Origin of the sequence: Streptomyces olivoverticillatus, assembly GCF_014203555.1 — a bacterium.
In the GTDB taxonomy this organism is placed as follows: Bacteria; Actinomycetota; Actinomycetes; order Streptomycetales; family Streptomycetaceae; genus Streptomyces; species Streptomyces olivoverticillatus.
Genome location: NZ_JACHJH010000011.1, coordinates 23,641 through 49,709 on the forward strand (window position 1 = coordinate 23,641; position 26,069 = coordinate 49,709).

Sequence of the window (26,069 nt, forward strand, 5' to 3'; positions counted from 1 at the left end):
CACTCTCACGTCACGAAGAAGGGACTGCGGCTATGCGCGACAACCTGGTGGACCGGCTCCTGCAGCACGCACGGACGGTACCGGAGAAGGACGCGACCGTCTTTGTGCGGATGCGCGGCGCCGAGCAGCTGGCGGAGCGGGTGAGCTACGCCGAACTGGACCGCGAGGCACGGGCCATCGCCGGCTGGCTGCGCACCCACTGCGAGGTGGGCGACCGGGTACTGCTGCTCTACCCCAACGGGCTGGACTTCGTACGGGCCTTCGTCGGCTGCCTGTACGCCGGGGTCATCGCGGTGCCCGCTCCCGTGCCGGACAACAACGGCAGACGCGGCTCCCGCACCGCCGCCATCGCCACCAACGCCCAGGTCCGGCTGGTGCTCACCGACTCGGGCCACCTGGAATCGGTGACCGAGGCCGTCCAGCAGTCCGGGCTGGAGGACCTGCCGTGCGTCGCCACCGACGCCACCGAGTTCGGCGAGAACCCGGACTGGACCGCCCCGGAGATCCACGACGACACGGTGGCCTTCCTCCAGTACACCTCGGGCTCGACCAGCGACCCCAAGGGCGTCATCGTCCCGCACCGCGCACTGACCGCCAACCTCCGCTACATCGCGGGCGCCTTCGGCCTGGACTCCGAGACCGCGTCCTGCAGCTGGCTGCCGCTCTACCACGACATGGGCCTCATCGGCATGCTGCTGACGCCGCTCCTGCTCGGCGGCACGGCGGTGCTGATGGCCCCCGGGGACTTCCTGCGGCGCCCGCACGCCTGGCTGCGGCTGTTCCACGACTACCGCGGCACCTTCACGGCGGCACCCAACTTCGCCTACGACCTGTGCGCGCAGCGGGTGTCCGAGAAGCAGCTCGCCCAACTGGATCTGTCCACGCTGCAGGCCGCGGTCAACGGCGCGGAGCCGGTCATCGCCGCCACCGTGGACCGCTTCAACAAGCACTTCGCCCCCGCAGGCCTGCGGCCGGACGCCGTCAAGCCCAGCTACGGAATGGCCGAGGCCACGCTCCTCGTCACCGGCACCCCGCACGGCCGCGACCAGCTCATCACCAGGATCGACGGCGCCGAGCTGGAGCGCAACGCCTTCACCCGGCAGCCCGAGACGGGCGACGGCCCGCTGATGGTGAGCAGCGGCCCCGTCGACCGGCTCGAGATACGCATCGTGGACCCGCAGACCGGCGTCACCCAGCCCGACGGCCGGGTCGGCGAGGTCTGGCTGCGCGGCGAAAGCCTCGCGGTCGGCTACTGGAACAACGAGGCCGAGACCGAGCGGGCCTTCCAGGCCACCACCGCCGAAGGCGAGACGGGCTTCCTGCGCACCGGCGACCTCGGCGTGCTGGACGACGGCGAGCTCTACATCACCGGTCGCAGCAAGGACGTCCTCATCGTCCACGGGCGCAACCTCTACCCGCACGACATCGAGCGCGAGACCTCCGGCCTCCACCCCGCCCTCCAGGGCCTCCAGGGCAGCGCCTGCTCGGTGCCCGCCGACCAGGAGGAGATCGTGGTCATGCACGAGCTCAGCCCCGTCGAGAGCGCCGGACTCGACCTCGACGAGCTGGCCCGCGGCATCCGGGAACAGCTCGCGGAGTCCCTCGGCATCCGGCTGCCCAGCGTGGTGCTGCTGCGCCCCGGGCACATCCGCAGGACCACCAGCGGCAAGGTCCAGCGCGCGCTGATGCGGGAGCTGTTCATGACCGGCGGCCTGAAGCCCGTCCACGAGGACCTCAGCCCCGAGGTCAGCCGACGCTACCGGGCGGGCGCCGCGGCATGAGTCATCTCGCGTACGCCGCCGCGGCGGAGTTCGACCGCCTCCTGGGCGATCCCCGGGACACCGGGCGCCTCTTCTCCCACGCCCGCTCCCTCGCCCTGGACGAGCGGGAGGAATTCCCGCTGGAGATCTGCCGGGAGCTGGACCTGCTCGGCCTCCCCGCGCACTACGTGCCCGTCGCCCACGGCGGAGCGCTGCGCAACTTCGGGGACACCCTGCAGATCGTGCGCACCATCGCCCGCCGCGACCTGACCGTCGCCATCGCGCACGGCAAGACCTTCCTCGGCGCGGCGTCGGTGTGGGTCGGCGGCGATCCGCGGCAGGCCCGGGAGCTCGGCGCCGAGGTGGCCCGGGGGACGGCCGTGTCCTGGGGACTGACCGAACGGGAGCACGGGAGCGATCTGCTCGCCGGTGACGTCAGCGCCGAGCGCACCGCCGGCGGATACCGGGTGTCCGGCGAGAAGTGGCTGATCAACAACGCCACCCGGGGCGACCTGGTGTGCGTACTGGCCCGCACCGCGCCCGAGGGCGGCTCGCGCGGATTCAGCGTGCTGCTGATCGACAAGCGGCGGCTGGACCCCACGAGCTTCAGGACGCTCCCGGCGGCGCGGCTGCACGGCATCCGCGGCGCCGACATCAGCGGAGTGGCGTTCTCCGACGCCGCCGTGGACCACTCCGCGCTGATCGGCGCGGAAGGCGACGGCCTGGAGATCGTGCTGAAGAGCCTCCAGCTGACCCGGACGCTGTGCGCCGGGCTGTCGCTGGGCGCGGCCGACCAGGCACTCGACATGGCGACGGCGTACGCGCTCGCCCGGCACAACCACGGCAAGCCGCTGATCGAGCTTCCCCAGTCGCGGCGGCTGCTCGCCCGCTCCTACGCCGACCTGCTGACCGCCGAGGCCCTCACCCTGTTCGCGTCGCGAGCCCTGCACGCGCTCCCCGGCGAGTTGTCGATCACCTCCGCGGTGACCAAGTACCTGGTCCCCACACTGGTGGACCAGGCCCTCGCCAGGCTGTCCCGGCTGGTGGGCACCCGCTCCCTGCTCCGCGGGGACACCTTCGAGCACGGCCGGTTCCAGAAGGTACTGCGCGACCACCGGATCGTCGGCATCTTCGACGGCAGTTCGGTGATCAACCTCAACTCGCTGATCAACCAGTTCCCGCTCATCGCCCGCGCGCACCGGCGCGGCCCGGCGGACGAGGCCGGGCTGCGCACCGCGAGTACGTTCACCGAAGCCCTGCCCGACCTGGACCCGGCAGCCCTGGAGCTGCTGCCCCGCCGGAGCAGCGGCCTGCTGCACGCGGTACCGGCCGCCGCCCGGGAACTGCGGTCGCTTGCCGACGCGGGCGCCGTGCCCCACTCCCTGGCCGCGCACGCCGCCGAATTCGCCGAGGTGCTGGAAGAGGTAACCGAACGGATCGGCCGGCACAAGCCGACCCCCGTGGCGGCACCCGCCCACGCCTTCAAGCTGGCCGAGGACTACGCCCGCTGCTTCGCGGCGGCGGCCGCCCTCCAGCTCTGGCTCCGCAACCGGTCGGCCGTCGACGCCGAGGCCACCCACGGACTGTGGGAATCGGGCCTGTGGCTGGAGTGCTGCCTGGTCACCCTGGTGGGTCGGCTCCGCCCCGTGCGCACCGAGCACCTCGTCGCCGAGGGCGGCCGGGACCCCGAAGAGGCCGTCGACCGGCTGGTGGAGCCGCTCGTCGCCCAGCACACCTCCGGACAGCTGCCCTCATTGCTGCCCTATTCACGGCTAGGGACCCCCGCATGACCGTCACCGAAAACCTGTCCCGGCAGCCGGCCGAACGTCGCGGTCCGCTCGCCGACCTGGACACCCCGGACACCCTGGAAGCGCTCTTCGGCGACCCGGACGACCTCGCGAATCCGGTGGGTCACCAGGCGTTCGTCGACGCGGACGAACGCGGGGACTTCCTGCCGGCCGGCAGGAAGGTGCTGGAGGCCTACGGCATCGGCGCGGAATTCGTGCCCCGGGCACTGGGCGGCCGGCTCGGCCAGGCCGACGACCTCGCCCGGGTGCTGCGCACCGTCTTCCGTCACGACGGTGCGCTGGGCCTGGGGCACGGCGCGATCAACCTCATCGCCTCGTCCACCGTCTGGGCGGCCGGCGGCGCGGACCAGCAGCGCTGGCTGGCCTCCGTGCTGCTGGACAACCGCCCGACCGCCGGCGCGATCACCGAACTCGCCTACGGCGACGACCTGGCCCGTACCCGGCTGCGGGCCACGGAGCGGGACGGCGACATCGTGCTCGACGGCCGCAAAGAGGTGATCAACAACGTCGCGCGGGCTCACGCCATCACCGTGCTGGCCAGGACCAGCGAGGAGCCGGGCAGCCGCAGCCACACGCTGTTCCTGGTGGACCCGGCGACCGTGCCGCGCGACCGCCTGCGCTTCCTGCCGAGGTACCACACCTCGGGGATGCGGGGGACCCACCTGGGCGGGGTGGAGTTCCTGGACTGCCCGCTGCCCGTCTCAGCGGCGATCGGCGAGTACGGCGACGCCATGGAGACCATCCTGCGGTGCTTCCAGGTCACCAAATCGGTGGCGAGCGGGGCGACCCTCGGCCTGCTCGACACCATGCTGCGGACCGTGACCGGCTTCGGAGTACAGCGCAGGCTGTACGGCCGGACCGTGGCCGAACTCCCGCATGCGGAGGCGGAACTGGCGGGCGCCTTCACCGACCTGCTCATCTGTGACGCCATGACGACCACGGCGTGCCGGGCGCTGCACGTGCTGCCCCGCCAGACCAGCGTGTACGCGGCGGCCACGAAGTACCTGGTCCCCGAGATCGAACAAGGTGCGGCCGACCGGCTCGCGGTGCTGCTCGGCGCCCGCTCCTTCCTCCGCGAGGGGCCGCACGGGGCGTTCCAGAAGCACTTCCGGGACCTTCCCGTGGCGGCCCTGGCGCACTCCGGTGCCACCGTCTGCCTGGCCACGATCATCCCGCAGCTGCCGCGGCTGGCACGGAAGAGCTGGTTCGTCTCCTCCGCACCGGACCCGGCCCTCTTCCGGCTGGGCCAGACCCTCCCGGACCTGGACTTCGGGCGGCTGCAGGCCAACGCGGGCCCCGACGACCAGGTCATGGCGACCCTGCTGGACGTCGGACAGGAGGTCCAAAGCGATCCGGTGCTGCGGGAGCTGTGCGAACGGCTCGTCGGCGAGCTGCGTGCCCTGACGGTCGGCTGGCGCGGCCTGTCCCCGCGCAACCGCACGCCCTTCGCGGGCCCGGTCGGCTTCGAACTGGCGGAACGCTACGCCGTCGTGCTCGCGGCAGCCGCCTGCCTGGGCATGTGGTGGCACAACCAGGACCACCCCAACCCGTTCATGCGGGACACGGCGTGGCTGATCAGCGCCCTGGACCGACTGACGACCCGGCTCGGGTACGACCCACTGCCCGGCGCCGGGGACGCCGCCCGGCACGTCTTCACCGAACTGCTCACCCGGCACGCGGAGCACCGGGCATTCGATCTGGTCGGCCGCCGCCTCTTCTGAGCCACCGCAGCCCCCGGCCCCAACACGCCAACCCCGAAAGGAATGTGGACATGACGACGTCCGCTCCGGAATCCACCGCACAGGTTGTCTCCTCCGAGGAGATCCGCGACATGCTGCTCAACCTCGTGGCTTCCTACCTCGAACAGCCGGTGACCGACATCAGGTCCGATGTCAAACTCCTCGACTACGGACTCGACTCCATCTTCGCGCTGACCCTCTGCGGCGATGTGGAGGACGAGTACGGCATCGAGGTCAAGTCCACGCTCGCCTGGGACTATCCGACGATCGATGCGATCACCGGTTTCCTGCACGAAGCCCTCAGCGAAAGGGTGTGACCGTCCTGCATTCCCGTCAACCGGCGTCGGTGTCCGGGCACATCGGCAACGGCATCGGCTCCTGACCGCGGTGCGGGAAGGGGCCGGGCCGTGCCCCCGGGCGCTGCCGGTGGACTCTTCCCGCACCCGATTCCGGACGGAGCGTATCGTGACCCCACGTCTCAACTCATCGCCGTCGCAGTGTGCACCTGCCCTTTTGGGGGTCGGCACGCACCGGCCGCACCGCATCGTCGACAACGACGAGATATGCCAGTACATCGAATCGTCGGACGAATGGATCCGCTCCCGCACCGGCATCGTCACCAGGCGCTGGGCGGCCCCTGACGAATCGATCGCCGAGATGGCGTCGCTCGCGGCGGAGAAAGCCCTCGCAGCCGCCGGAGTTCAAGCGGACGCAATCGACTGCGTCATTGTCGCGACCTTCACCCATCTGAAACAGACGCCCGCCGTCGCGGCAGAGGTCTCGCACCGCATCGGTGCCGTCGAGGCGGCCGCCTTCGACATCTCCGCGGGGTGCGCGGGGTTCGTCCACGGCCTCGCCCTGGCCGCGGACACGGTCCGCAGCCGGGGGCGGCATGTCCTGGTGATCGGCGCCGAGCGGATGACGGACCTGCTCGACCTCGAGGACAGGTCCACCGCCTTCATCTTCGGCGACGGCGCGGGCGCTGTGGTTCTCGGCCCCGCGGCCACGCCCGGCATCGCGCCCGTGGTGTGGGGGGCCGACGGCTCCCAGACCGACGCGATCTCCCAGACCGTCTCCTGGGGAGAACTGCGGGACGCCCCCAATCAGCGATGGCCCGCGCTGCGACAGGACGGCCAGAAGGTTTTCCGGTGGGCCGTCTACGAAATGGCGAAGGTCGCCCAAGAGGCATTGGACGTCGCGGGAGTTGAGGCGGGTGACCTCGACGCCTTCATTCCGCACCAGGCCAATGTGCGGATCATCGACGCCTTGGCGAGAGGCATCCGATTGCCCGAACACGTCGTGGTCGCCCGGGACATCGTCACCACCGGCAATACGTCGGGAGCATCGATTCCGCTGGCCATGGAAGCGCTCTTGAGTGCCGGCGAGGTCCGTTCGGGCGGGCTGGCGCTTCTCCTGGGCTATGGGGCGGGCCTTTCCTATGCCGCGACGGTGGTCGCGTTGCCGTAACCCCTCGATAGGTGGGTTATCCCTACCCCCGGCTCGTGGGTTGCCAGCGTGGCCCACCCCGACGATCACTGGCTAGCGTATGACCGGATGGTTACCAGCGGACAGCTGCCCTTCCTGAAGACGAGGAGTTCCCCCATCAATACGTCACTTCGCCTCTCGCGCCGGTACATCGGAACAGGTTTGGCAGCACTCGCCATCACCGCCGCCCTCACGGGCTGCAACCCGACCAAGGCGATGAACGGCACCGATTTCTCCCAGACGAACCAGGTCGACGTGCAGCCCGGAATGGTGCTGCGGGTGGACACGCCGGGTGTCGGCGTCACGTTGACCGCGGGCGGTGATTCGCGCGTGGAGGTCTCCGCGACGGGCAACTATTCCGACAAGGCACCTCAGGTGTCGGCGACCAAGACGGGAGACACCGCCACGGTGACCGCGGGCTGTTCCGGCTCGTGCGACCTGCAACTGCACATCACGGTCCCGGCCACCATGCAGGTGCAGGTGAAGAGCGGCAACTCCGAGATCGTCGCGGACGGGCTCGGAGGCAAGCTGGACCTGCGGACGGGCAACGGCGCCATCACCACCAGGCGCACCACCGGACCGCTGTCCCTGCACAGCGGGAACGGCCAGGTCAAGCTGACCGACTCCCGGTCCCCGCAAGCCGACGTCTCCACGACGGCCGGAGCGGTAGACGCCACCTTCGCGGCCGCCCCCACCAGCGTGAACATCAGCACCAAGAGCGGCGCCGTCGACCTCTCCGTACCCAAGGGAGCGGGCTACAGCATCGATGCGCACAGCACCGGTTCCACGCCCGAGGTCGACCTGCCGAACGACCGCAACGCGGCACACTCCCTCACCGTAGCCACCGCGAACGGAGGCCTTCACATCCACTGAGGGCCCTCCGCCTGCCGCTGTACGGCCACCCCCGGGCCGTACAGCGGCATTGGTGTGTGCGGCACCCGCCACCCCCGCATCCGGTCACCGGGCCGCCGTGAGGATCGAGGCGATCACCGAGGGGGCGGGAGGGCCGTCGAGGACGCGGCGCAGTTCCGCCACCCCCTCGCGCCGCTGTTCCGGCGTGAGGAAGAGGTACCGCTCGATGCGTTCGTTGAACGTGCTGCGGAACCGCGCGTAGAGGCCGTCGTCCTGGAGGACCCGGCCGGCGACGGTCACGAGGGCCTCGGTCCCGGCGTAGTCGTCCTCGGGCACCGCGTGACCGGGCAGGACGTCCGCGAACCGGCCGGCCAGGTGCCCGAAGAGGGTGTTCGCGAGGTTCCGGATGGTGAACGTGTGCGCGTAGTGCTGTTCGGGGAGCGCCAAGTGCAACTGGCCGAGCAGCGTGGCCTCGTGGAGCGCCGACAGGCCGGGGGCGAGGAGGGAGTGCGGTGTCCTCGCCACCTGTCGCAGCAGCTCGCGCTGGGGCAGGAACCGGCGGTCGACCATTCGTCCGGATGCCCGGTCGGTGCCGCCGCGGTGTCCGGCGTACGGGCCGCCGCAGACCAGGACGCGGGTGAACCGCGGCCAGTCGGCGAGGAGATCCGGGATCCAGCGGTCGACGAGCCGGAGGTAGTCGTTGTTGGCCTCGAAGTCCAGGAGGAAGTTCTTGAAGCCGCCGGTGTTGATCAGCAGGTCGTAGTCGTGCCCGTCGATTGCCGGTTCGTCTTTGCCCGCCTCCCGCAGGCCTTCCAGGTCGACGAGCGGACCGGTCAGATGCATCGCGCGGTCCGCGCCGGCGGCGGTGAACTCGGCCATGCGCCGCGAGACGCCGGGGAAGTTCTGGACCACGCTGTGGTCGGCCAGCAGATGGGCGGCGAGGATGCGCTCGTGCGGCGAGAGGCAGGCCAAGTGACGGCGTGCCGCCGTGTAGGAGGTGCGGGGAACGGTCGCGCACAGCTCGCGGATCCGCGCCAGGGAGTGGTGGTGCTGCCAGAAGCCGAACAGGCAATCCACCAGGACCGCCGGACGGCGCGCCACGACGGAGCGCAGGACGAGGTCGGCGTCCATGACGGAGACGACGTGGTCGCTCTCCACCAGCAGCCGGTCGAGGAGCATGGCTCCGTTCCGGTGCGGCTCGGTGAGCTCGTGGATGCCGTCGAAGGCGGCGGCGTTGCGGCGGGCGAACTCCGCCGCGACACCGTCCCCCACGAACACCCGCTCGTGTCCGGGGAGCAGCCGGGAGACGGCGACGAGGACGGAGGCCGGGCCGAAGCCGCAGTTCTGGGCGCCCATGAGGATGCGCATGGCGCGTCAGCCGAGTGCAGGCTGTGCGCCGGCGAGGATTCCCGTGAGCTGCCCGGCGAAGGGTTCGGGGTGCTTGGCGTAGCCTGCGTGACCACCGGGGAACTCCACGAGTTCCCGGCCGAGCCGTTGCGCCAGGACAGCCACCGGGCGCCCCACGTCGTAGGTGCGCGATCCCCGGCCACCGGCCATGACGAGGCGGTCCGCCACGGCCGCCAGGGCGGTGACGTCGGGCACGCAGCGGGTGGAGGGCAGCATCACGTGGGAGAGGAAGAAGTCGCTGTTGTCGGCTGCTTCGGGGAGCGGTGGGGCCGGCCTGTCGCTGAAGACGGCCCGGAGCCTGTCCAGGGCCGCCGGGACGCCTTCCCGGCGGTACGTCGCGTGCACCCGGTCGAAGAACGCGGCGTGTCGTGCCGCATCCGGCAACAGCCCCATGGCGGGCGGCTCATGGGCGACCACGAGCCGGATCCTCTGCGGATCGCGGACCATGAGCTCCAGGGCGATCAGGGCGCCTGCACAACTGCCGAACACCCGCACCGGCTCGTCGGCTTCGGCGACGTGGTCGAGCAGCCGGGCGGCGTCGTCGGCCTGGGTGTCGAGCCACGGTTCGGGTGGCGGTCCGTCGAGGAGACTGCGGGAGATGCCGCGCGGGTCGTAGGTGACGACGCGGTGGCGGGCGGCGAGCTCGTCGGCCAGGCCCCGGAAGACCTCGGCGTCGGAGGCGCCGCCCGGAATGAGCAGCAACAGCGGCCCGGCGCCGCGCACTTCGAAGTACAGCCGCGCGCCCGGCGCGGTCAGCGTGCCGCTCTCCAGTGTGTCCATCTCTCTCCAGATCGCTCCGGCGCAGGGCCTGGGGAAGATCGAAGGGGCGGCACGAGACTACGCGCGGGACGGCCCGCGCGGGTAGGCGCGCGCACCGTGTCGCGCGCGGGTGGACGAGAGCGGGCGCTTGTCGTCGCCCCGGCGCGCCGGTCTGCGGGCCGTACGGCCGGGGCAGGGACTGACCCATGGTGCTCAGTGTGAAGAGATCCGTGGTGACAGTGGGTGGGAAGCGGCTGCGCGCGGTCGCCCTGGCGGCCGCCGTGCTGTTCGGCGCGGCCGCCCCGGTGCCGGCGGCCGCCCACCCCCGGGAGTCCGGACCGTTGCAGTGCCAGGGCACCGAGTCCATCAGCTACCACCCGGGGCTCACCCTCCGGCCACGACACATCCATGTCACGGTCGACGGGCGCTTCGCCTCCTGCGTCGGTGGTGACGGGGCGGTGAAGAGCGGTGGCTACCACGAGGAGTTCACGCTCTTCACCGGCTGCAACAACCTCCTCGAAGGATTCCGGACCCGTCGGAAATACACCTGGAACACCGGCGACTCCAGCACTGCCGACATCACCGGCAGCAGCACGGCCGTGGCCGGTCAGGTGGTCACCCCGGTCACCGGCACCGTCACCCACGGCCGCTTCCACGGCCGGAATCTGCTCCAGCTGATCCCCGTGCCTCAGCCGGGCGCCCTGCAGTGCCTGTCGGGCGGTGTCACCGGCGCGACCGGGCCGACGGTCTTGGTGATTTCAGCGGCATAGGGCTGTGTCCACGACCTTCTCGACGTGTTTCATGGCTGTCTCGTCGATCGGCTGGACGGTCACTGCGGCGTTGGCGGCGCGGCCGTCGTCGGTGGCGCCGCCCCGGGTCTCGTATCCGGGGATGCTGCCGCCGTGGCCCCAGTAGACACCGCCGCACGACAGTGGCCTGCTGATGAGCCCCAGTCCGTAGCGGGTGCCGGGGCCGAAGGAATCGGCGGGGACGGTGGTGCGCATCTGGGCGAGCTGGGCCGCCGGGAGGAGGCGGCCGGCCAGGAGGGCGGTGAAGAACCGGTTGAGGTCGGAGTTGGTGGAGATCATCTGACCTGCCGCCCAGCCCCAGGAGGGGTCCATTTCCGTGACGTCACGCAAGGGCGCGCCTGCTGAATCCTGGTTGTAGCCCTTGGGGTGGGGTTCTCGGATGGTCGCGTCGCCGGGGGCGGGGAAGTAGGTGTGGCGCAGCCCGATGCGCTTGATGACGCGCTGGTCTATCTCCGTGGCGAGAGGGCGGCCGGTGACCTTCTGGATGATCATGCCGGCCAGCACGTAGTTGGTGTTGCTGTACTCCCATTTCGTCCCGGGGGCGAAGTCGGCCTTGTGCTGGAGGGCGAGGTCGACGAGGTCGCGGGGTTCGTAGTGACGGACGTCGTCACCGAGGTAGTTGGTGTAGTTGGGAAGTCCGCTGGTGTGCTGAAGGAGCTGGCGGACGGTGATGCGGCGTCCGTCGATCCCCTCCCCGCGGACGAGGCCCGGCAGGTAGGTGTCGACCGGGGCGTCGAGGCGGATCTTGCCTTCACCGACCAGTTGCAGCGCGACCACCGCGGTGAACGTCTTGGTGTTGCTGCCGATCCGCACCTGACCGTCCACCGGCACCTTCGCGCCGGTGGCCAGGTCGCCGACCCCTGCGGTGTAGGTACGGGTGTGGCCCTTGCGGTCCTTGACGCTCGCCAGCGCGGCGGGCAGGCCATCGGAGTGCACCAGCGCGTTCAGGCCCTGCTGGACGGTGTCCGGCCTGGCGGCGGCAGACGCCGCGGGCGGCATCAGGGCACCCATCGTCATGACGCCTAAGGTCAGCGCGATCGCAGCCGGCACGGCTCTGCGCCGATTGCCCTGCTGCCGCCTGGAAGAACGAGACTTTTGCGATGTCTGCTCACGCACGAGCCAACTCCTACGGGAATCGTCGGGAAACCGGAGGTATGTGCTGGGCCCAGCTTTTCCGGATGCGGCCACCCGGGGCGATCCTGCTACCCGCCCTGCTCCAGGTGGGGCTAGCCCCCGGTGCGCTTGTCCTCGACTCGTGCGATGCGGGCGCGGTCGGGATCATGGCAGTGTGGACGGGAACCGGGCTTTCGGCGGGGCCGAGCCGGTGGATGCGCTGGAGGTGGCGCCGACGGCTCGGACGGCGGTGGCGTGGCTGCCGCCGCAGGAGCTCTGGCCGGCGATTCAGGACATCCGCTGGGAGCACGATCCGCAGGTACGGCGGTGGCCGCCGCACGTGAATCTGCTGTTCGGGTTCGTACCGGAGGAGGAGTTCGCGCAGGCCCTGCCGCTGCTCTCCGCCGGGGCGGCGGAGATCGCGGCCTTCACGGCGCGTCTCGCCGGCGTGCGGTACTTCCGGCACAGGCAGTACGCCACGGTGTGGCTCGACCCGGCCGCGGCCGGCCTGACGCCGTGGGCCCGTCTCCACCGGGCGCTGGGGCTGCGCTTCCCGCTCTGCCGCGGGCGCGGCGGCCGCTTCACCCCGCACCTGTCCCTCGGCCGCACACGGGAACCGCAGCATCTGGCCGACGAGTGCGCCGCCCGGCTCGGCGCACGGTCGGCCGTGGTCGAGGAGGTGGTCCTGCTCGCCCGACGCGGCGAGGAGCCCATGCGGCCCCGAGCCGTGATCACGCTGGGCACGGGCGAGGTCCGCCGACTGCCGGAGTACTAGCGGCGGCGCGGAGCGGCGGGGCTCATGCAGGATCCCCCTCTGCCCGGGCGGCCGTGGCTTCGTATCCGTCGAGGAATGCCCGCACTCTCGCCTTGTAGGGCTCCCGGTCGTAGGAGGCGACGTACGCGCCGGCCATGCGCACCGGATCGCCGAAGAAGTAGTACTCGTACAGGGCCTGCCGGCCGGAGAACGCCGAGATGCAGGTGTCCCACACCAGCCGGAACAGCTTCACGCGCTCCGCCCCCGTCAGCGTCGCCGACTGCAGGCAGGCGTCGATGTCCGAGGCGGCCGGCCCCGTGACGTCGAACCCGGTCGGCGTGGCCATCAGCCCGGCGGCACCGAGCTTGCGCAGGATCTGCGGGAAGCGTTGGCAGAGCTTGGGGTAGAGGTTGCGGGCGGCGTTCAGCGGGGCCCAGGCCGGGGTCAGTACACCGAACCGGTTGACCCGCGCGTCGGATTCGGCGGCGCGCAGGAAGGCGCGGAGCATCTCCAGGGTGGTGATGATCTCGGCGATGTCGTCCTGGACGTGCTGGTAGCCCTCGATGCCGATGGCCTCCGTCAGCAGCGAGACCAGCCCCAGGACGTACTCGGTCTTCGTCACCGTCCGGGTGACGGCCTGGTGGGCCATGTGCACGACGGCCGACGTCCGGGCGAAGAGGTCGTTGCACCGCTCGACGTCGCCCAGCAGGAAGCACCGCTCGTACGGCACGTGCACGTCGTCGAAGACGACCACGCAGTCCGGCTCGTCGAAGCGCGAGGCGAGGGGGTGGTCGTGGCGCGGCCGGCCGGGATCGAGCGGTTCGCGGGCGATGTACCGCAGCCCCTCGGCGTCCGTCGGGATGGCGAAGGCGTACGAGTAGGGCCTGTCCTCGGGGGTGCCGCGCAGCAGGGTCGAGGGGAGGACGAGGAGTTCGTCGGCGAAGGGCGCGATGGTGGCCAGCATCCGGGCGCCCCGGATCACCACGCCGTTGTCGTCCTCCCGCACGATGCGCGCGGCGACGCTCCCACCGGCCTGCCGGGGGCCCGCGACGGCGCGGTTGACTTGTGGCGGAACGAGCGTGTGGCTGCACAGCAGGTCCTCTTCGCGGACCTTCTCGTAGTAGCGGCGGATGTTGTCGCCGAAGGCCGGGCCGGCCCCGGCGAACCAGTCGGCGGCCGAGGCCAGGGCCATCAGGGCGCTGTTGAGGTAGTCGCCGGTGCGCCCGAGCATGCCGTTGCTGTGCTCGGCCCACACCGTGAACGCCTGGCGCCGCTTGGCGAGTTCGACGGGGGTGGTGGGGGTGAGGAAGGAGGTGGCGACGGGCTCGCCCGATGCGGGGGAGGGGTACGTCAGAACGTCCTTGTGCTGTGCGGAGTGCTGCAGGTCGTACAGCTCGGCGTACGTCCGCACGACGTTGCGGAACGCGGGATGGTGCTGGATCCCCCCGACGAGCGTCTCGCCCTGAATGTGCACGGTGGGACGGGAGTTGGCGAGCCGTGCAAGGAATTCCTCGCCGGTGCGTGCGGCCACAGTGAGCTCCTCGGGGCTGTCCGTCCGGTAACGGTCGCATTTCGGTCCACGCCTGCATTCCGGCACCACGGCCGCTGCAACGTTTCCCCACGTAACGGTGGCAGTCGGCGCAGTGGGGGAACAGTGATGGTTCCGGCCACGGGCCGGGCCGACTCGGATCCGCTTCCGGGTAGATGGCTGGTTCGCGCCGATGTGGGCGTAACTAGGCATCCCATACGTTGTGGGCTGTTCGTCACGACTCGACCGGCGACCCGACGACCGGAGGTCTTCCGCATGACGACATCGATCTTCCCGTACAAGCAGTCCTTCGCCGGATCCACCGTTCCCGCCGACTGGAAGCTGTACGGCTCGGCGAGGATGACCGGTCAGGGCTGGCTCAGCCTGACGCCGGCGCAGGAGCACCAGGCGGGCACCGCCCTGCTGAACCTGGCCTTCCCCAGCAGCGACGGCATCTCCGTGCAGTTCGACCTCGCCGCCTACGGGGGCAGCGGTGCCGACGGGCTCTCGTTCTTCCTGATCGACGGGAAGTACGAGACCGGCGCGGGCGGTCCCGGCGGCGCCCTGGGCTACGCCTGCTACCACAAGGGCAGTTCGCAGGAGCGCAAGCCCGGCGTCACCAAGGGGTACATCGGGGTCGGCATCGACCAGTACGGGTCGTTCTCGAACCCGAGCGAGGCCGGCGACACCGGTCCCGGCAGGAAGCCGAACAACGCCGTGCTCCGCGGCTCGGGCGACCAGTACGACGGCTACCGGTACCTCAAGGGGGCCGGCCTGCCCTCGCTCAGCCTGACGCGCGAGACCCCCACCCGCGTCCTGCTGTCGGTCGTCGACCGACAGGTGACGGTGGCCGTCCGCAAGGACAACGCCTGGCAGCAGCTGCTCGACTACGACCTGCGCGACGCCACCGGCCAGGTGTCGCTGCCCGAGACCCTCAAGCTGGGCCTGTCGGCCGCCACCGGCGCGATCACCAACAACTACGAGGTCCGCAACCTGGAGGTCACGCTCCCGGCCACGATGGATGTGAAGGTGACGGCACCGGAGACCGCGACGGCCGGTTCGTCGATCGGCTACAGCATCAGGGTGGAGAACAAGGGCCCCAACACCGTGCCCGATGCCAAGGTCACCGGCAAGATCCCCACGGAGATCTCCGGGGCGGCCTTCGGCAAGATCGAGCTGCACCATCAGGCCACGGCCGGCACCGGCACCGTCGCGGGCGGCACCTACACCCAGTCCCTCGTCCTGCCCGTGGGCGGCTGGGCCGTCATTCCGCTGAACGGCACGATCAAGACCGGTGTCGTCGGCAGTATCACGCTCGACGCCACAGTCCTGTCGGAGACGCGCTCCCTCATCGGGAAGTACTCCGACTCGGCCACCACCAAGGTGACCGCGCCGGCGACGGCCGACGTGCCGATCGGCCTGAGGGGCCCGGCGACCGCCGACTTCGGCAAGCAGGTCTCGTACACGGTGACCGTCGAGAACAAGGGGCCGGGCGCCGTGCCCGAGGCGAAGGTCACCGGTACGTTCCCGGCACAGCTCACCGCGGCGAAGTCCGAGAAGATCGAGCTCCACGGCGACGCCACGGCCGGCGAGGGCACCATCGCGAGCGGCACCTTCACCCAGCCGCTGACCCTCCCCAAGGGCGGCAAGGCCGTCATCCGCGTGACCGGCACCATCCAGCAGAACTACACGGGTGATCTCACGGTCACCGCGCAGACCGACACCGGAAAGGTCACCAACACCTCGCCTTTCAAGTCCGCCTCGTTCACCACCAAGGTCGGCGCGCCGAAGATCGATGTGACCATCAAGGAGAAGTCGGGCTTCGACCAGTCGTGGCCTCCTGAGGCCAAGGGCTATGTGTGGTCGTACCTCTTCGAGCTCGCCGCCAGCAAGAACCGCATCCAGCAGTGGCAGTTGTCCTTCGACGGTCTGCCCGCGGGCAGCAAGTTCAACCCGCAGTACAAGGAACACTGGTACACCGTGGTCAAGGACGGCAGCGCCGACGGCCAGGTCCTGATCGAGTCCCCGGCCTCCGGCCACAGCATCGAGCCGGGAACACCGCTGCAGGTGCGCGTGCAGGTGCTCCACCACTCCAAGGCCGAGTCGAACGACGGCACCGTCTACAACCTTCAGGGCATCGCCTTGAAGGAGGGCAAGAGCTAGCCGACCAGGCGACCGCCATCGCCACGCCGACCCGACAGGAGACGATGATGTCCACCCGGAACATCAGCGGCCGCACCCCGCCGGCCGAAGTGATCGCGCTGCTGGCCCGGACCACCGATCCCGAGCGCCGTCTGTCCGTCGAGCAGCAGCTGTTCCCCGAACTCCTCAACCTCGGCACGGCCGAGAACATCCTGCTGTTCCCGCTGCTGAACGAGAAGGTCTTCGGCAAGCTCCGGGGCCTCACCGAGGACGACCTCCGGTACCCCGTGCCCATCTACGGCAAAGAGAAGTTGCGCGAGGACATCGCGGAGATGCTCCGCCCCCGGTTCGGCGCCGACCTCGACCCGGACGACCTCTTCGGCACGTCGGGCGTGTCGGCGGCCCTGGAGTGCCTGGCCTTCGCGCTGAAGAAGACCGGCGCCCTCGCCACCGGTGACCGGGTGCTGCTTCCGGCCCCCTTCTGGCAGGGCTTCAAGTGGTGCTTCGAGCAGCGGCCCGGGCTGGAGTGCGTCCCCGCGTACCTCGGCTCCGACTTCGAGCTCACCCTCGACATCCTGCAGCGCGCCTACCACGGGCAGCGGACACGGCCCAAGCTGCTCGTCCTCACCAACCCCAACAACCCGCTGGGCGTCAACTACGACAAGGACCTGCTGGAGAAGATCTACACCTGGGCCCTGACGCAAACGGACATGCACATCATCTCGGACGAGATGTACGCGCACTCCCAGATCGAGAGCTCGCGGCTGCCCTTCGTGAGCGCCTTCGAGCTGGACGCCTACCGCAACATCCCGGACGCCCGGAAGCGGGTGCACATCGTCTGGGGGTTCGCCAAGGACTTCGGGCTCTCGGGCTTCAAGGCCGGAGTCGCCATCACCCGCAACGACGCGGTCAAGGGCGTGCTGGGCGGCGCGGACGGCGAACCGTACTCCTGGTTCAGCCCCTTCGACTCCCTCAACCACCACGTCATCGGCAGCCTCGTCGAAACCCGGGACACCGGCAGGAGCGCCGCCGCCGACATCATGGAGGAGTACCGGATGATCCTCACCGGCGCCTTCGCGTCGGCCCGGACCGCCCTCGACGAGGCCAAGAACATCCCGTACGTCTTCCGCGAAGGCCAGAACTCCGCCCAGTTCCTCTGGCTCGACCTGCGGGAGTACCTGCGGCAGGACGCGCCGGAGATCCCGTACGAGCGGGGCCCGCACTTCCCGCACAACGGGCACGCGCACAACGGCGGCGCGCACGACGGGAACGGCGGCGGCGCGGCGAGCAGGCCTGGCGACCTCCGCCTGCCGGTCCTGTTCTCGGAGATCGGCAGCGCGGAGAGTGAGCTGTTCCAGTACCTCAAGGATCAGGCCCACGTCCAGCTGCTCCCGGGGCAGACCCTCTCCGCCCATGACCAGGGCTACTTCCGCCTGTGCTTCACCGCCTTCGGCGAGCAGACGATCCGCGAGGCGATCCAGCGCATCTCCCAGGCGCTGGCGGACCGTTCTCTCTGAGGGCAACCCGGCTGTGGCGGCAGTGGACCGGAAGGGTCCGCTGCCGCCACAGCCGGCTCACGAGGCGGGGCGGGGCTCCCAGGGGCTCCCCGTGCTCTTGGCCGTCGGGCGCACCCCGACGGAAATCCAGACGTACGCTCGATGCGGTCGGATCGAGCCAGGCGGGGCCGACGGAGACCGCGACCGCGGACCCGCCCAACGGATGGAGACAGAAAGAGCATGGCCAAGAGGACGGACACCGAGTCGCCCGCGCCGCACGTTGCCGACAGTCACGATCTGATCCGGGTGCACGGCGCGCGAGAGAACAACCTCAAGGACGTCACCGTCGAGATCCCGAAGCGCCGGCTGACCGTGTTCACGGGCGTCTCCGGCTCGGGCAAGAGCTCGCTGGTGTTCGACACGATCGCCGCCGAGTCGCAGCGGCTGATCAACGAGACCTACAGCGCCTTCGTGCAGGGCTTCATGCCGACGCTGGCGCGGCCCGAGGTCGACGTGCTCGAAGGGCTGACGACCGCGATCATCGTCGACCAGCAGCGGATGGGCGGCGACCCCCGCTCCACGGTCGGCACCGCCACCGACGCCAACGCGATGCTGCGCATCCTCTTCAGCCGGCTCGGGCAGCCGCACATCGGCTCGCCCAAGGCGTTCTCCTTCAACGTCGCCTCGATCAGCGGAGCGGGTGCGGTCACCCTGGAGCGCGGCGGGAAGACCGTGAAGGAGCGGCGCAGCTTCAGCATCACCGGCGGCATGTGTCCGCGCTGCGAGGGCCGGGGCACGGTCTCCGAGATCGACCTCACGCAGCTCTACGACGACAGCAAGTCGCTCAACGAGGGTGCGCTCACGATCCCCGGCTACAGCATGGACGGCTGGTACGGCCGCATCTTCACCGGCTGCGGCTTCTTCGACCCGGACAAGCCGATCCGCAAGTACACCAAGAGGGAGCTGAACGACCTCCTCCACAAGGAGCCGACCAAGATCAAGGTCGAGGGCGTCAACCTGACGTACGAGGGTCTGATCCCGAAGATCCAGAAGTCGATGCTGTCCAAGGACATCGACGCGCTGCAACCGCACATCCGTGCGTTCGTGGAGCGGGCGATGACGTTCACCGTCTGTCCCGAGTGCGGCGGCACCCGGCTCGGCGAGGCCGCCCGGTCGTCGAAGATCAAGGGGATCAGCATCGCCGACGCCTGCGCGATGCAGATCAGCGACCTCGCCGCATGGGTCCGCGGGCTCGACGAGCCCTCGGTGGCGCCGCTGCTCGCGAAGCTGCGGCACACCCTCGACTCGTTCGTGGAGATCGGCCTCGGCTACCTCTCGCTCGACCGGTCGTCGGGCACGCTGTCGGGCGGCGAGGCGCAGCGCGTCAAGATGATCCGCCACCTCGGCTCCTCGCTCACCGACACCACCTACGTCTTCGACGAGCCCACCACGGGCCTGCACCCCCATGACATCCAGCGGATGAACAAGCTCCTCCTGCGGCTGCGGGACAAGGGCAACACGGTGCTCGTCGTGGAGCACAAGCCGGAGGTGATCGCGATCGCCGACCACGTCGTCGACCTCGGCCCCGGCGCCGGTACGGCGGGCGGCACCGTCTGCTTCGAGGGCACGGTCGAGGGGCTGCGGGCGGGCGGGACCCTCACCGGCCGCCATTTCGACGACCGGGCCGCCGTGAAGGAGACGGTGCGCAAGCCCACCGGGCGGCTTCCGATCCGCGGCGCGACGACGCACAACCTGCAGGGCGTCGACGTCGACATCCCGCTCGGGGTGCTGGCGGTGATCACCGGCGTGGCGGGTTCCGGCAAGAGCTCGCTCGTGCACGGCTCGATCCCCGTCGACGCGGATGTGGTGTCGATCGACCAGACGCCGATCCGCGGCTCGCGACGGAGCAACCCGGCGACGTACACGGGACTGCTCGACCCGATCCGCAAGGCGTTCGCGAAGGCCAACGGCGTGAAGCCCGCGCTGTTCAGCGCCAACTCCGAGGGTGCCTGCCCCACTTGCAACGGCGCCGGCGTCATCTACACCGACCTGGCGATGATGGCCGGCGTCGCCACCACCTGCGAGGAGTGCGACGGGAAGCGGTTCGAGGCATCGGTGCTCGAATACCACCTCGGCGGCCGCGACATCAGCGAGGTGCTGGCGATGTCGGTGACCGAGGCCGAGGAGTTCTTCGGCGCCGGCGAGGCGCGTACGCCGGCCGCGCACCGCATCCTCGGCCGGCTCGCCGACGTCGGCCTCGGCTACCTCACCCTCGGCCAGCCGCTCACCACGCTGTCCGGCGGCGAGCGGCAGCGGCTCAAGCTGGCCACCCACATGGCCGAGAAGGGCGGTGTCTACATCCTCGACGAGCCGACCACCGGCCTCCACCTCGCCGACGTCGAGCAGCTGCTCGGGCTGCTCGACCGGCTGGTGGACTCCGGCAAGTCGGTCATCGTCATCGAGCACCACCAGGCGGTCATGGCGCATGCCGACTGGATCATCGACCTCGGCCCCGGCGCCGGCCACGACGGCGGCCGGATCGTCTTCGAGGGCACTCCCGCCGCCCTCGTCGACGCCCGCTCCACCCTCACCGGCGAGCACCTCGCGGCCTACGTCGGCACCTGAACCCGGCCGAGGGGCCCCGGGGGCCCCTCAGGCGAGGTTCTTCTCCAAGGCGCCGATGTACTTGCGGATGGAGTGGTCGCGTACACCGTCGGCGGCGGGCGCGAAGGCGTCGGCGGTGTAGCCCTTGACGCGGTCGGTGAGGCCGCCGATGTGGGAGGTCTGCTCGCGCAGACGGCCGCTGGAGTCGAGGTAGCGCAGAGTCTCGACGTGGGTGAAGGCGGGCTCCGGCGGCAGCTGCGGGACGATGTCGTTGTTGTTCACGAAGCGGAACATGCGCTGCTTGAAGCCCTTGTTGTACGCGGCGGCGAGGAGGCGGTCGCAGGTGCGGGGCTGACCGTAGGTGTAGACGCCGTCGGCGAGCAGCTCGGGGTCCTCCAGGTACAGCCGCGCCGCGGCGAGCATGGCCAGGGCGCCGCCGAGGCTGTGGCCGGTGAAGAACAGGCTCTGCCCGTTCGTCCGGAACTCCTGGAGCGTGTCTTTGACCGTGGGGAAGACGGATTCCAGGGCCTGGGCGAAGCCGTAGTGGACGTACCCGGTCCTCGCGGGCCCGGTCCAGGGCGGGGTGGTGGCGTCCGAGAGCCAGTCGCGGATCTGGGCCGGCTCGGTTCCCCGGAACGCGACGATGATCATGTCGTCGCTGGCCGCCGTGTACGCCTGGGTGTCCTCCAGCGGGAAGGGCGGCGTGAACCGCGTGTGGTGGTGCCGGACCGGGCCGAAGCCCCACTGGTGGGCCTGCTTCTCGATGGTGGCCTCGTCCTTGTAGGCGAGGTCCGAAGCCTGGGCCAGCCAGTAGGCGAGGTCGAGGCTGTAACCACGGGCACGGTGGTCGATGGTGGACGGCACGGGCACGACGGTGTCCTTCCTGCCATGGGGCCTCACGGGCGTGCGAGACCTGGACCTCAGAGTCCTAGCCGGGCAGAGCCCGGTCGAAAGGAAGCGGTGCCGGCGTACACCCGAATGGGCGCATCGGCAAGACCCGGTGGTGCCACCGGCACGGGGGCGGCTACTCGACGCCACCGTGCCGGCTGCGGGGTGCCGACGTCAGCTCGCCGACTGGGCGGCGTTGTAGACGGCCTGCTCCTCGTCGCCCAGATGGGTGGAGCTCATGTTGGGGCCCTGCGTCCAGCCGAGGATGCCGATGATCTGGCCGGGGTCGTCGTAGCGGGAGAAGACGCCGGTCTGGACGCCCTGGCCGGTGGCGGGGTCGAAGTTCTGCAGCACGGGGCCGCCGCTGCATCCCGGCGACTGGGCGCCGGTCATCACGTCGTTGTAGTAGACCGGGTCGTTCCAGGTGGCGCCCTGGGTGACCATCAGATTCCGGCCGTCGAAGGTCCGCTGGAGCGGCGCGGAGACATTGCCGGGGCGGTAGTAGTTGCGCTCGTTGATGGTCGGGTAGCCGAAGACGTAATCGGTCTGGTTCTGCGGCTGGTTGAAGGCGATCTGCTGGGCGCCGGTCACCTGGCCGATCGGCCGCGGGTCATCGGGGCTGGCCACCAGGACCGCGGCCATGTCGCGCCCCAGCAGCCAGTCGGCGCTCTGGCTCCAGGTGTTGGTGATCCACTCGCGGGTCACGCCCCAGACCCCGTACGGGGCGATGTCCTTGCCGGGAAGCGCCGTGCTGGTGGTGTGGCGGGGCAGGTTCGCTCCGTTGAACCCCGGCACGAAGACCATGTTGACGGCGACGACGTTGCCGAAGCCTATGTCGACCGGGGTGTGGACGCGCACGCAGTGGGCCGCGGTCACCACGACGCTCTGATTGGCGCTGTTCACCACGTTGCCGGAGCACGCCACGTCGGAGAGGGCGCCGGTGTCCACGTCCTTGTACGTGATGAAGAACTTGCCGGCGGTGCGCGAGACCAGCCCTGCCTTGCCCGGCCACGGCTTGCTGAGGTCGTCCCAGCCCCCCGGGGGCGGCGTCGCGTCCTGGTCCTCGTGGTTGAGGCCGGCGGCGGCCATCTTCGCGAGGGTCCAGTACTCCACCTCGGCCTTGAGCTTCTGCTGATGGTCCGCACCGGCGGGGACGATCGGGAGAAGCTCGAACGCGGGGGTATCGGCTCGGGCCGGGGACGCCGCGGTGAGCAGCGCGGCCACCAGCCCGAGCACGCCGAGCACGGCTGCTCCGGTGCGTCTTTGCAGTATTCCGATGGACATCGTTCTCTCCCTTGAGGGCGTGTACGGATGACTGTTTCTCTTCTTCTCCGGTCGCGTTTTCGCGGCCCGGCCGGCTTACGGGTCGGTGGTCACCTCGAAGCCCGCGCCGTAGACGCCGTGGGGGGTGGCGGCGTCCCGGGCGCGCAGGTCGGCGAGGATGTTCGCCGAGCTGGTGTACAGGAAGGGCGGCAGCGCCAGGGTGAACCCCTTGGTGATGCCGGCCCAGGGCCCCGAGACCTGGAAGCCGTTGTCCGGCGAGGGGAGATCGCTCCCCGGTACGTGCCAGATGGCCGGCCCGCCGGAGTCGCCCAGCATGTTCGTGGCCGCCGACCGGTAGACGCCGTCCTCGTTGTCCATGATGGTCCCGTACCACACGCCCGTCTGACCGGACGTGATGAGCTCGTTGTCGCCCGGGGCGAGCAGCCGCTCGTTGTCGAGTGCGGGGCTCGGGGCGTTGGGGCTGGCGGTCCCGGCGGGGACCTTCACCTCGCCGGTCTGCTTCAGGTACGGCCCCTGGGAGGAGAGCGTCACCTGCGGGACCAGCTCGATGACCATGTAGTCCTTGGTGACGTGACCCGTCTGCGAACCCTCGGGGTCCTTGAAGTAGCGCACGTGTCCGATCGGGCCGAACCCGATGTCCGCCCGGTCGTAGACGGGAGCGATGTCGTCGGGGATCTCGCGGTCCGCATATGTGCTGTCGCTGATGCAGTGACCCGCCGAAATGGCAATCCTGTGCCCGTACTTGTCCGTGCCCACCGCCCCGATCGTGCAGAAGGAGTCGGGCGTCGACGGGCTGAAGACGATCTGCATCGCGTTGTGGACGCGCTTGCCCGGCTCGGCCTGCGCGGTGCCGGCGCCCACGGTCCAGATGACCGCCAGGCTCAACAGGAGAGTGCACAGTCGCTTGATCACGGACGGAACCCTGTCTGTCGGGGGTCTGGAGGTCAGGCGGATGCGAAGGCCGCTTCCATGCGCGGCACGAAGTCCACGAGGTCCTGCGCCCAGCAGGCGTAGTCGTGGCCGCCGTCGCAGCTGCCCCAACCTGCGCCGTTGCCGTAGTCGACGTAGTGGTAGGGGTATCCGAGGGCGTCCAGATGGTCCTTGGCGTGCTGTGACGCCGACCTGACCCAGAACTCCGGGTTGGCGGGGTCGCCGGCGCCGTCGCCGGTGTAGAGCGAGATGCCCATGCCGGCCAGTCGGTCCATGTGCGAGGACGGGTCCGCCTCGTTCCAGCGCCAGTCCAGGTTGAGCACCGGATACGGCGTGCCGAAGATGGCGTCGCTGGAGACCGTGGGGCCGAAGTCGAGCGAGCAGGTGGGGTTGCTGGAACCGCAGAGCGCGGCGCCGATGTTGGTCAGCGTGGCGACCACGGCCGCCCGCATGACGGCGTGGTCGATCGAGAGGTCGACCGCGCCGGAGAACGAGCCGACCTGACTGAACAGTTCGGGATGGGCCTGGGCGTAGTGCATGGAGCCGAAGCCGCCCATCGAGAGGCCGGCGACGGCCCGTCCCTTCTTCGCCGCGATGGTGCGCAGGTTGGCGTCGATGAACGGGATCACCTGGTTGATGTGGAAGTTCTCCCAGTTCTGCGCGCCGACCACGGTCTCCTGGTCGAGCCAGTTGGTGTACCAGCCTCGAAGGCCCCCGTCCGGAATGACTGTGATCATCGACTTGGCCGCGGTGAGGGCGGGGTAGGCCAGGTTCGGGTTGACCGGGTCGTCGGAGGCACCGTGCAGGAAGTAGAACACCGGGTAGCGCTTGCTGGGGTTGGTCGCGTAGTCGCCGGGCAGCAGGATCCGGATGTGGTGCTCACCGGTGACCTCGGGCGTGGTCACGGTGATCACGAAGTTGGTGGCGGTGCCGGTGGCGGCACCGACCTGGGTCAGGCCGAAGCCGTCGGTCATCTTCGGCGGGCCCGAGGCCTGGGCATGCGCGGACGGCATGCCCAATAAGAGGAGGGCGGCGGCCACGGCGGCGACTGCTGCCTTCGCGCGCAGGAGCCGGACGGGAAGGACTGGTCTCATCGATTGTCCTCGGATGGGCTGGATGTCACGAGCTGGATGTCACGAGGTGGATGCACGGGACTGGTGTTCGGCCGGACATCCGAAATCTCATCGCAGCGCTCTTCGCGGCGCCATACGGGGCGGTGGCGCACTTGGGCCACTGGCGCAGGTGCGCCACCCGCCCAGTACGCTTCGGTGGCCGGGCCGGACGGCACCGTACGGCGAGGGGAGTGTCGTGCACGACGTGTTGGACCCGGACTCCGATCGCGGACGGGTCTATCGGTCCCTGGTCGGTCATCCGGGCGAGCCCGTCGGCCGGTTGGCGGCCCGGGCCGGGCTGAGCGAGGCCGTCGTCCAGGCGGTGCTCAAGGAACTCGCCGCCGAGGACATCGTCGTGACGGCGGCTCCCGGCAGCGGGGAAGAGTCCTGGGAAGCGTTACCGCCCCTGCAGGTCGTCGAGACGTTGTTGCAGCGCGACGCCGCCCTGCAGACGGTCCTGCGCCAGGCCGGGGCCGAACTGGAACGGCTCTACCGTTTCGCCAGGAGGGACGCCGGTCACTACGGCGCGCTGGAAGTCGTCGAGGACGCCGCGCGCGTCCTGAGCCTCAGCCGGCAGCTGCAGCAGTCCGCGCGCCGCCAGATCCGGGTCATCGATGTACCGCCGTACTCCGGGACGTCCGACCACTACCTCGAACAGGAAGTGCTGCAGCGCGAGCGCATGGCCGCCGGCGTCGTCTACCGCACCATCTACCACGGTTGCGCGTTCGACGACCCCATCGCGGGGCCCAATATGGCGCGCATGATCGAGGCCGGGGAACAGGCGCGGACGCTCGACGATCCGCCCTTGAAGCTCGCCATCAGCGACAGTGACCTGGCGGTGGTCACCCTCGCCGCCGACGACCACCCCGGTGTCATCTCCCTCCTGATCCGTCCGTCCAGCCTGTTCCGGGCGCTTACCAACGTGTTCGAGTCCCTGTGGAAGCTCGCCGTTCCGGTGTCGGCGGCGGGCATCGGCACGCAGATCGACGCCCGGGACCGCCAGATCCTCACCCTCATGGCCAGCGGTGCCACCGACGACGCGATCGCCAGACGCCTGGGTCTGGGCCGCCGCACCGTCGTACGCCGCGTCTCCGCCCTCCTGGACAGGCTGGGCGCCACCACCCGCTTCCAGGCGGGGGTCCAAGCGGCACGGCGCGGCTGGCTGTGAGCCCGCCGGGGAACCGGCGTATGGATTTTTCATAGCCGACCCCTTCCGGCATTCATCCGCCACTCGTGCCGCCATCACTGTCGACGGACATCCACTGCATGCGACGGTCGACGCAGACACCGGGGCCGAGCTCGAGCCGCAGACCGACATTCTCGCTCCGCGCGGGCTGGAGCCGTCCACCAGTGCGTCCACACAGCAGAGTTGGGGGAAACGATGACTGGTGCTGCACTGTATTCGAGGGCGGATGGGCTGCGGGCGCAGGCTTCGGCGGAGCTGGAGGCGCAGGATGTGGTGCTTGCAGAGCTCTGTGCGGCGTTGTTTGTGTCGCTTCCGCGGAGTGATCAGCGTCGGCGGGGTGAGGCGTATGTGCGGGGGTTGCTGGGGGCGCGGGGGCGGAAGTCGATTCGCAGTATTGCCGCGTTGATCGGTGG

General features: G+C 70.1%; 20 protein-coding genes and 1 pseudogene. 13 read left to right on the forward strand and 8 right to left on the reverse strand.

Annotated elements, in window-relative coordinates; all coding sequences use genetic code 11:
* Nucleotides 1-32: 32 nt before the first annotated feature.
* From FHS39_RS24760 to FHS39_RS24785, 6 genes are all read left to right on the forward strand, one after another.
* The gene (locus tag FHS39_RS24760; protein ID WP_184351722.1) at nucleotides 33-1,781 is read left to right on the forward strand and encodes a fatty acyl-AMP ligase; all 1,749 of its coding nucleotides are present in this window, start codon (nucleotides 33-35) and stop codon (nucleotides 1,779-1,781) included.
* Nucleotides 1,778-3,550, forward strand: coding sequence for an acyl-CoA dehydrogenase family protein (locus FHS39_RS24765; RefSeq protein WP_184351723.1), 1,773 nt, complete (start codon nucleotides 1,778-1,780; stop codon nucleotides 3,548-3,550). Before FHS39_RS24760 ends, FHS39_RS24765 begins: the two co-directional genes overlap by 4 nt.
* Nucleotides 3,547-5,289, forward strand: coding sequence for an acyl-CoA dehydrogenase family protein (locus FHS39_RS24770; protein WP_184351724.1), 1,743 nt, complete (start codon nucleotides 3,547-3,549; stop codon nucleotides 5,287-5,289). Before FHS39_RS24765 ends, FHS39_RS24770 begins: the two co-directional genes overlap by 4 nt.
* Nucleotides 5,290-5,339: 50 nt before the next feature.
* Nucleotides 5,340-5,624, forward strand: a complete 285-nt coding sequence (locus tag FHS39_RS24775; protein WP_246470483.1) for an acyl carrier protein — start codon at nucleotides 5,340-5,342, stop codon at nucleotides 5,622-5,624.
* 148 nt (nucleotides 5,625-5,772) lie between these two features.
* The gene (locus tag FHS39_RS24780) at nucleotides 5,773-6,774 is read left to right on the forward strand and encodes a beta-ketoacyl-ACP synthase 3 (protein WP_184351725.1); all 1,002 of its coding nucleotides are present in this window, start codon (nucleotides 5,773-5,775) and stop codon (nucleotides 6,772-6,774) included.
* A 180-nt stretch (nucleotides 6,775-6,954) separates the two neighbouring features.
* Nucleotides 6,955-7,665 carry a DUF4097 family beta strand repeat-containing protein gene (locus FHS39_RS24785; RefSeq protein WP_184351726.1) on the forward strand — a complete coding sequence of 237 codons (711 nt, stop codon included), beginning with the start codon at nucleotides 6,955-6,957 and terminating at the stop codon, nucleotides 7,663-7,665.
* Between the two features lie 84 nt (nucleotides 7,666-7,749).
* Here FHS39_RS24785 and FHS39_RS24790 read toward each other — a convergent pair whose 3' ends face one another.
* Entirely contained in the window at nucleotides 7,750-9,012 is a 1,263-nt protein-coding gene (locus tag FHS39_RS24790; RefSeq protein ID WP_184351727.1) for a hypothetical protein, read from the reverse strand.
* 6 nt (nucleotides 9,013-9,018) lie between these two features.
* The gene (locus FHS39_RS24795; RefSeq protein WP_184351728.1) at nucleotides 9,019-9,831 is read right to left on the reverse strand and encodes an alpha/beta fold hydrolase; all 813 of its coding nucleotides are present in this window, start codon (nucleotides 9,829-9,831) and stop codon (nucleotides 9,019-9,021) included.
* Nucleotides 9,832-10,043: 212 nt separating this feature from the next.
* On the opposite strand from FHS39_RS24795, the gene FHS39_RS24800 reads away from it, so the two are divergent.
* Complete coding sequence (locus FHS39_RS24800; protein ID WP_184351729.1) at nucleotides 10,044-10,580, forward strand: hypothetical protein; 537 nt, start codon at nucleotides 10,044-10,046, stop codon at nucleotides 10,578-10,580.
* Here FHS39_RS24800 and FHS39_RS24805 read toward each other — a convergent pair.
* On the reverse strand, nucleotides 10,569-11,636 hold the full coding sequence (locus FHS39_RS24805; RefSeq protein ID WP_221463216.1) for a serine hydrolase domain-containing protein: 1,068 nt from the start codon (nucleotides 11,634-11,636) through the stop codon (nucleotides 10,569-10,571). The two genes, FHS39_RS24800 and FHS39_RS24805, sit on opposite strands and share 12 nt — an antisense overlap.
* Nucleotides 11,637-11,907: 271 nt before the next feature.
* Between FHS39_RS24805 and FHS39_RS24810 the strand changes: the two genes are divergently transcribed.
* Entirely contained in the window at nucleotides 11,908-12,507 is a 600-nt protein-coding gene (locus FHS39_RS24810; RefSeq protein ID WP_184351731.1) for a 2'-5' RNA ligase family protein, read from the forward strand.
* Nucleotides 12,508-12,529: 22 nt separating this feature from the next.
* On the opposite strand, the gene hpaB is transcribed toward FHS39_RS24810, so the two are convergent.
* Nucleotides 12,530-14,017 carry a 4-hydroxyphenylacetate 3-monooxygenase, oxygenase component gene (hpaB, locus tag FHS39_RS24815; protein WP_184351732.1) on the reverse strand — a complete coding sequence of 496 codons (1,488 nt, stop codon included), beginning with the start codon at nucleotides 14,015-14,017 and terminating at the stop codon, nucleotides 12,530-12,532.
* A gap of 273 nt (nucleotides 14,018-14,290) precedes the next feature.
* On the opposite strand from hpaB, the gene FHS39_RS24820 reads away from it, so the two are divergent.
* From FHS39_RS24820 to FHS39_RS24830, 3 genes are all read left to right on the forward strand, one after another.
* Nucleotides 14,291-16,177 carry a lectin-like domain-containing protein gene (locus FHS39_RS24820; RefSeq protein WP_184351733.1) on the forward strand — a complete coding sequence of 629 codons (1,887 nt, stop codon included), beginning with the start codon at nucleotides 14,291-14,293 and terminating at the stop codon, nucleotides 16,175-16,177.
* Nucleotides 16,178-16,224: 47 nt separating this feature from the next.
* Nucleotides 16,225-17,673 carry a pyridoxal phosphate-dependent aminotransferase gene (locus tag FHS39_RS24825; RefSeq protein ID WP_184351734.1) on the forward strand — a complete coding sequence of 483 codons (1,449 nt, stop codon included), beginning with the start codon at nucleotides 16,225-16,227 and terminating at the stop codon, nucleotides 17,671-17,673.
* Nucleotides 17,674-17,892: 219 nt separating this feature from the next.
* Complete coding sequence (locus FHS39_RS24830; protein WP_184351735.1) at nucleotides 17,893-20,277, forward strand: ATP-binding cassette domain-containing protein; 2,385 nt, start codon at nucleotides 17,893-17,895, stop codon at nucleotides 20,275-20,277.
* A gap of 27 nt (nucleotides 20,278-20,304) precedes the next feature.
* Here FHS39_RS24830 and FHS39_RS24835 read toward each other — a convergent pair whose 3' ends face one another.
* The 4 genes from FHS39_RS24835 to FHS39_RS24850 all read right to left on the reverse strand — a co-directional run bounded on the left by FHS39_RS24835 (nucleotide 20,305) and on the right by FHS39_RS24850 (nucleotide 24,452).
* The gene (locus FHS39_RS24835) at nucleotides 20,305-21,126 is read right to left on the reverse strand and encodes a lipase family protein (RefSeq protein WP_184351736.1); all 822 of its coding nucleotides are present in this window, start codon (nucleotides 21,124-21,126) and stop codon (nucleotides 20,305-20,307) included.
* A gap of 192 nt (nucleotides 21,127-21,318) precedes the next feature.
* Nucleotides 21,319-22,428 carry a trypsin-like serine peptidase gene (locus FHS39_RS24840; protein WP_184351737.1) on the reverse strand — a complete coding sequence of 370 codons (1,110 nt, stop codon included), beginning with the start codon at nucleotides 22,426-22,428 and terminating at the stop codon, nucleotides 21,319-21,321.
* 75 nt (nucleotides 22,429-22,503) lie between these two features.
* A complete protein-coding gene (locus tag FHS39_RS24845; protein WP_184351738.1) occupies nucleotides 22,504-23,340 on the reverse strand; it encodes a hypothetical protein in 837 nt (278 codons plus the stop codon).
* 32 nt (nucleotides 23,341-23,372) lie between these two features.
* The gene (locus FHS39_RS24850; RefSeq protein ID WP_184351739.1) at nucleotides 23,373-24,452 is read right to left on the reverse strand and encodes an alpha/beta hydrolase; all 1,080 of its coding nucleotides are present in this window, start codon (nucleotides 24,450-24,452) and stop codon (nucleotides 23,373-23,375) included.
* A 214-nt stretch (nucleotides 24,453-24,666) separates the two neighbouring features.
* Between FHS39_RS24850 and FHS39_RS25915 the strand changes: the two genes are divergently transcribed.
* Nucleotides 24,667-25,638 (forward strand): LuxR C-terminal-related transcriptional regulator, encoded by a 972-nt coding sequence (locus FHS39_RS25915; protein ID WP_184351740.1) that lies wholly within the window; start codon nucleotides 24,667-24,669, stop codon nucleotides 25,636-25,638.
* Between the two features lie 213 nt (nucleotides 25,639-25,851).
* Nucleotides 25,852-26,069, forward strand: a pseudogene (locus FHS39_RS25610) (IS701 family transposase); the annotation flags it as partial.

Bases quoted from the DNA above. Each gene is read 5' to 3' on its own strand.
- FHS39_RS24765 (WP_184351723.1), top strand. From the start codon at position 1,778: ATGAGTCATCTCGCGTACGCCGCCGCGGCGGAGTTCGACCGCCTCCTG.
- FHS39_RS24760 (WP_184351722.1), top strand. From the start codon at position 33: ATGCGCGACAACCTGGTGGACCGGCTCCTGCAGCACGCACGGACGGTA.
- FHS39_RS24820 (WP_184351733.1), top strand. From the start codon at position 14,291: ATGACGACATCGATCTTCCCGTACAAGCAGTCCTTCGCCGGATCCACC.
- FHS39_RS24825 (WP_184351734.1), top strand. From the start codon at position 16,225: ATGTCCACCCGGAACATCAGCGGCCGCACCCCGCCGGCCGAAGTGATC.
- FHS39_RS24805 (WP_221463216.1), bottom strand. From the start codon at position 11,636: ATGACGATGGGTGCCCTGATGCCGCCCGCGGCGTCTGCCGCCGCCAGG.
- FHS39_RS24775 (WP_246470483.1), top strand. From the start codon at position 5,340: ATGACGACGTCCGCTCCGGAATCCACCGCACAGGTTGTCTCCTCCGAG.
- FHS39_RS24795 (WP_184351728.1), bottom strand. From the start codon at position 9,831: ATGGACACACTGGAGAGCGGCACGCTGACCGCGCCGGGCGCGCGGCTG.
- FHS39_RS24790 (WP_184351727.1), bottom strand. From the start codon at position 9,012: ATGCGCATCCTCATGGGCGCCCAGAACTGCGGCTTCGGCCCGGCCTCC.
- FHS39_RS24850 (WP_184351739.1), bottom strand. From the start codon at position 24,452: ATGAGACCAGTCCTTCCCGTCCGGCTCCTGCGCGCGAAGGCAGCAGTC.
- FHS39_RS24830 (WP_184351735.1), top strand. From the start codon at position 17,893: ATGGCCAAGAGGACGGACACCGAGTCGCCCGCGCCGCACGTTGCCGAC.
- FHS39_RS24840 (WP_184351737.1), bottom strand. From the start codon at position 22,428: ATGTCCATCGGAATACTGCAAAGACGCACCGGAGCAGCCGTGCTCGGC.
- FHS39_RS24770 (WP_184351724.1), top strand. From the start codon at position 3,547: ATGACCGTCACCGAAAACCTGTCCCGGCAGCCGGCCGAACGTCGCGGT.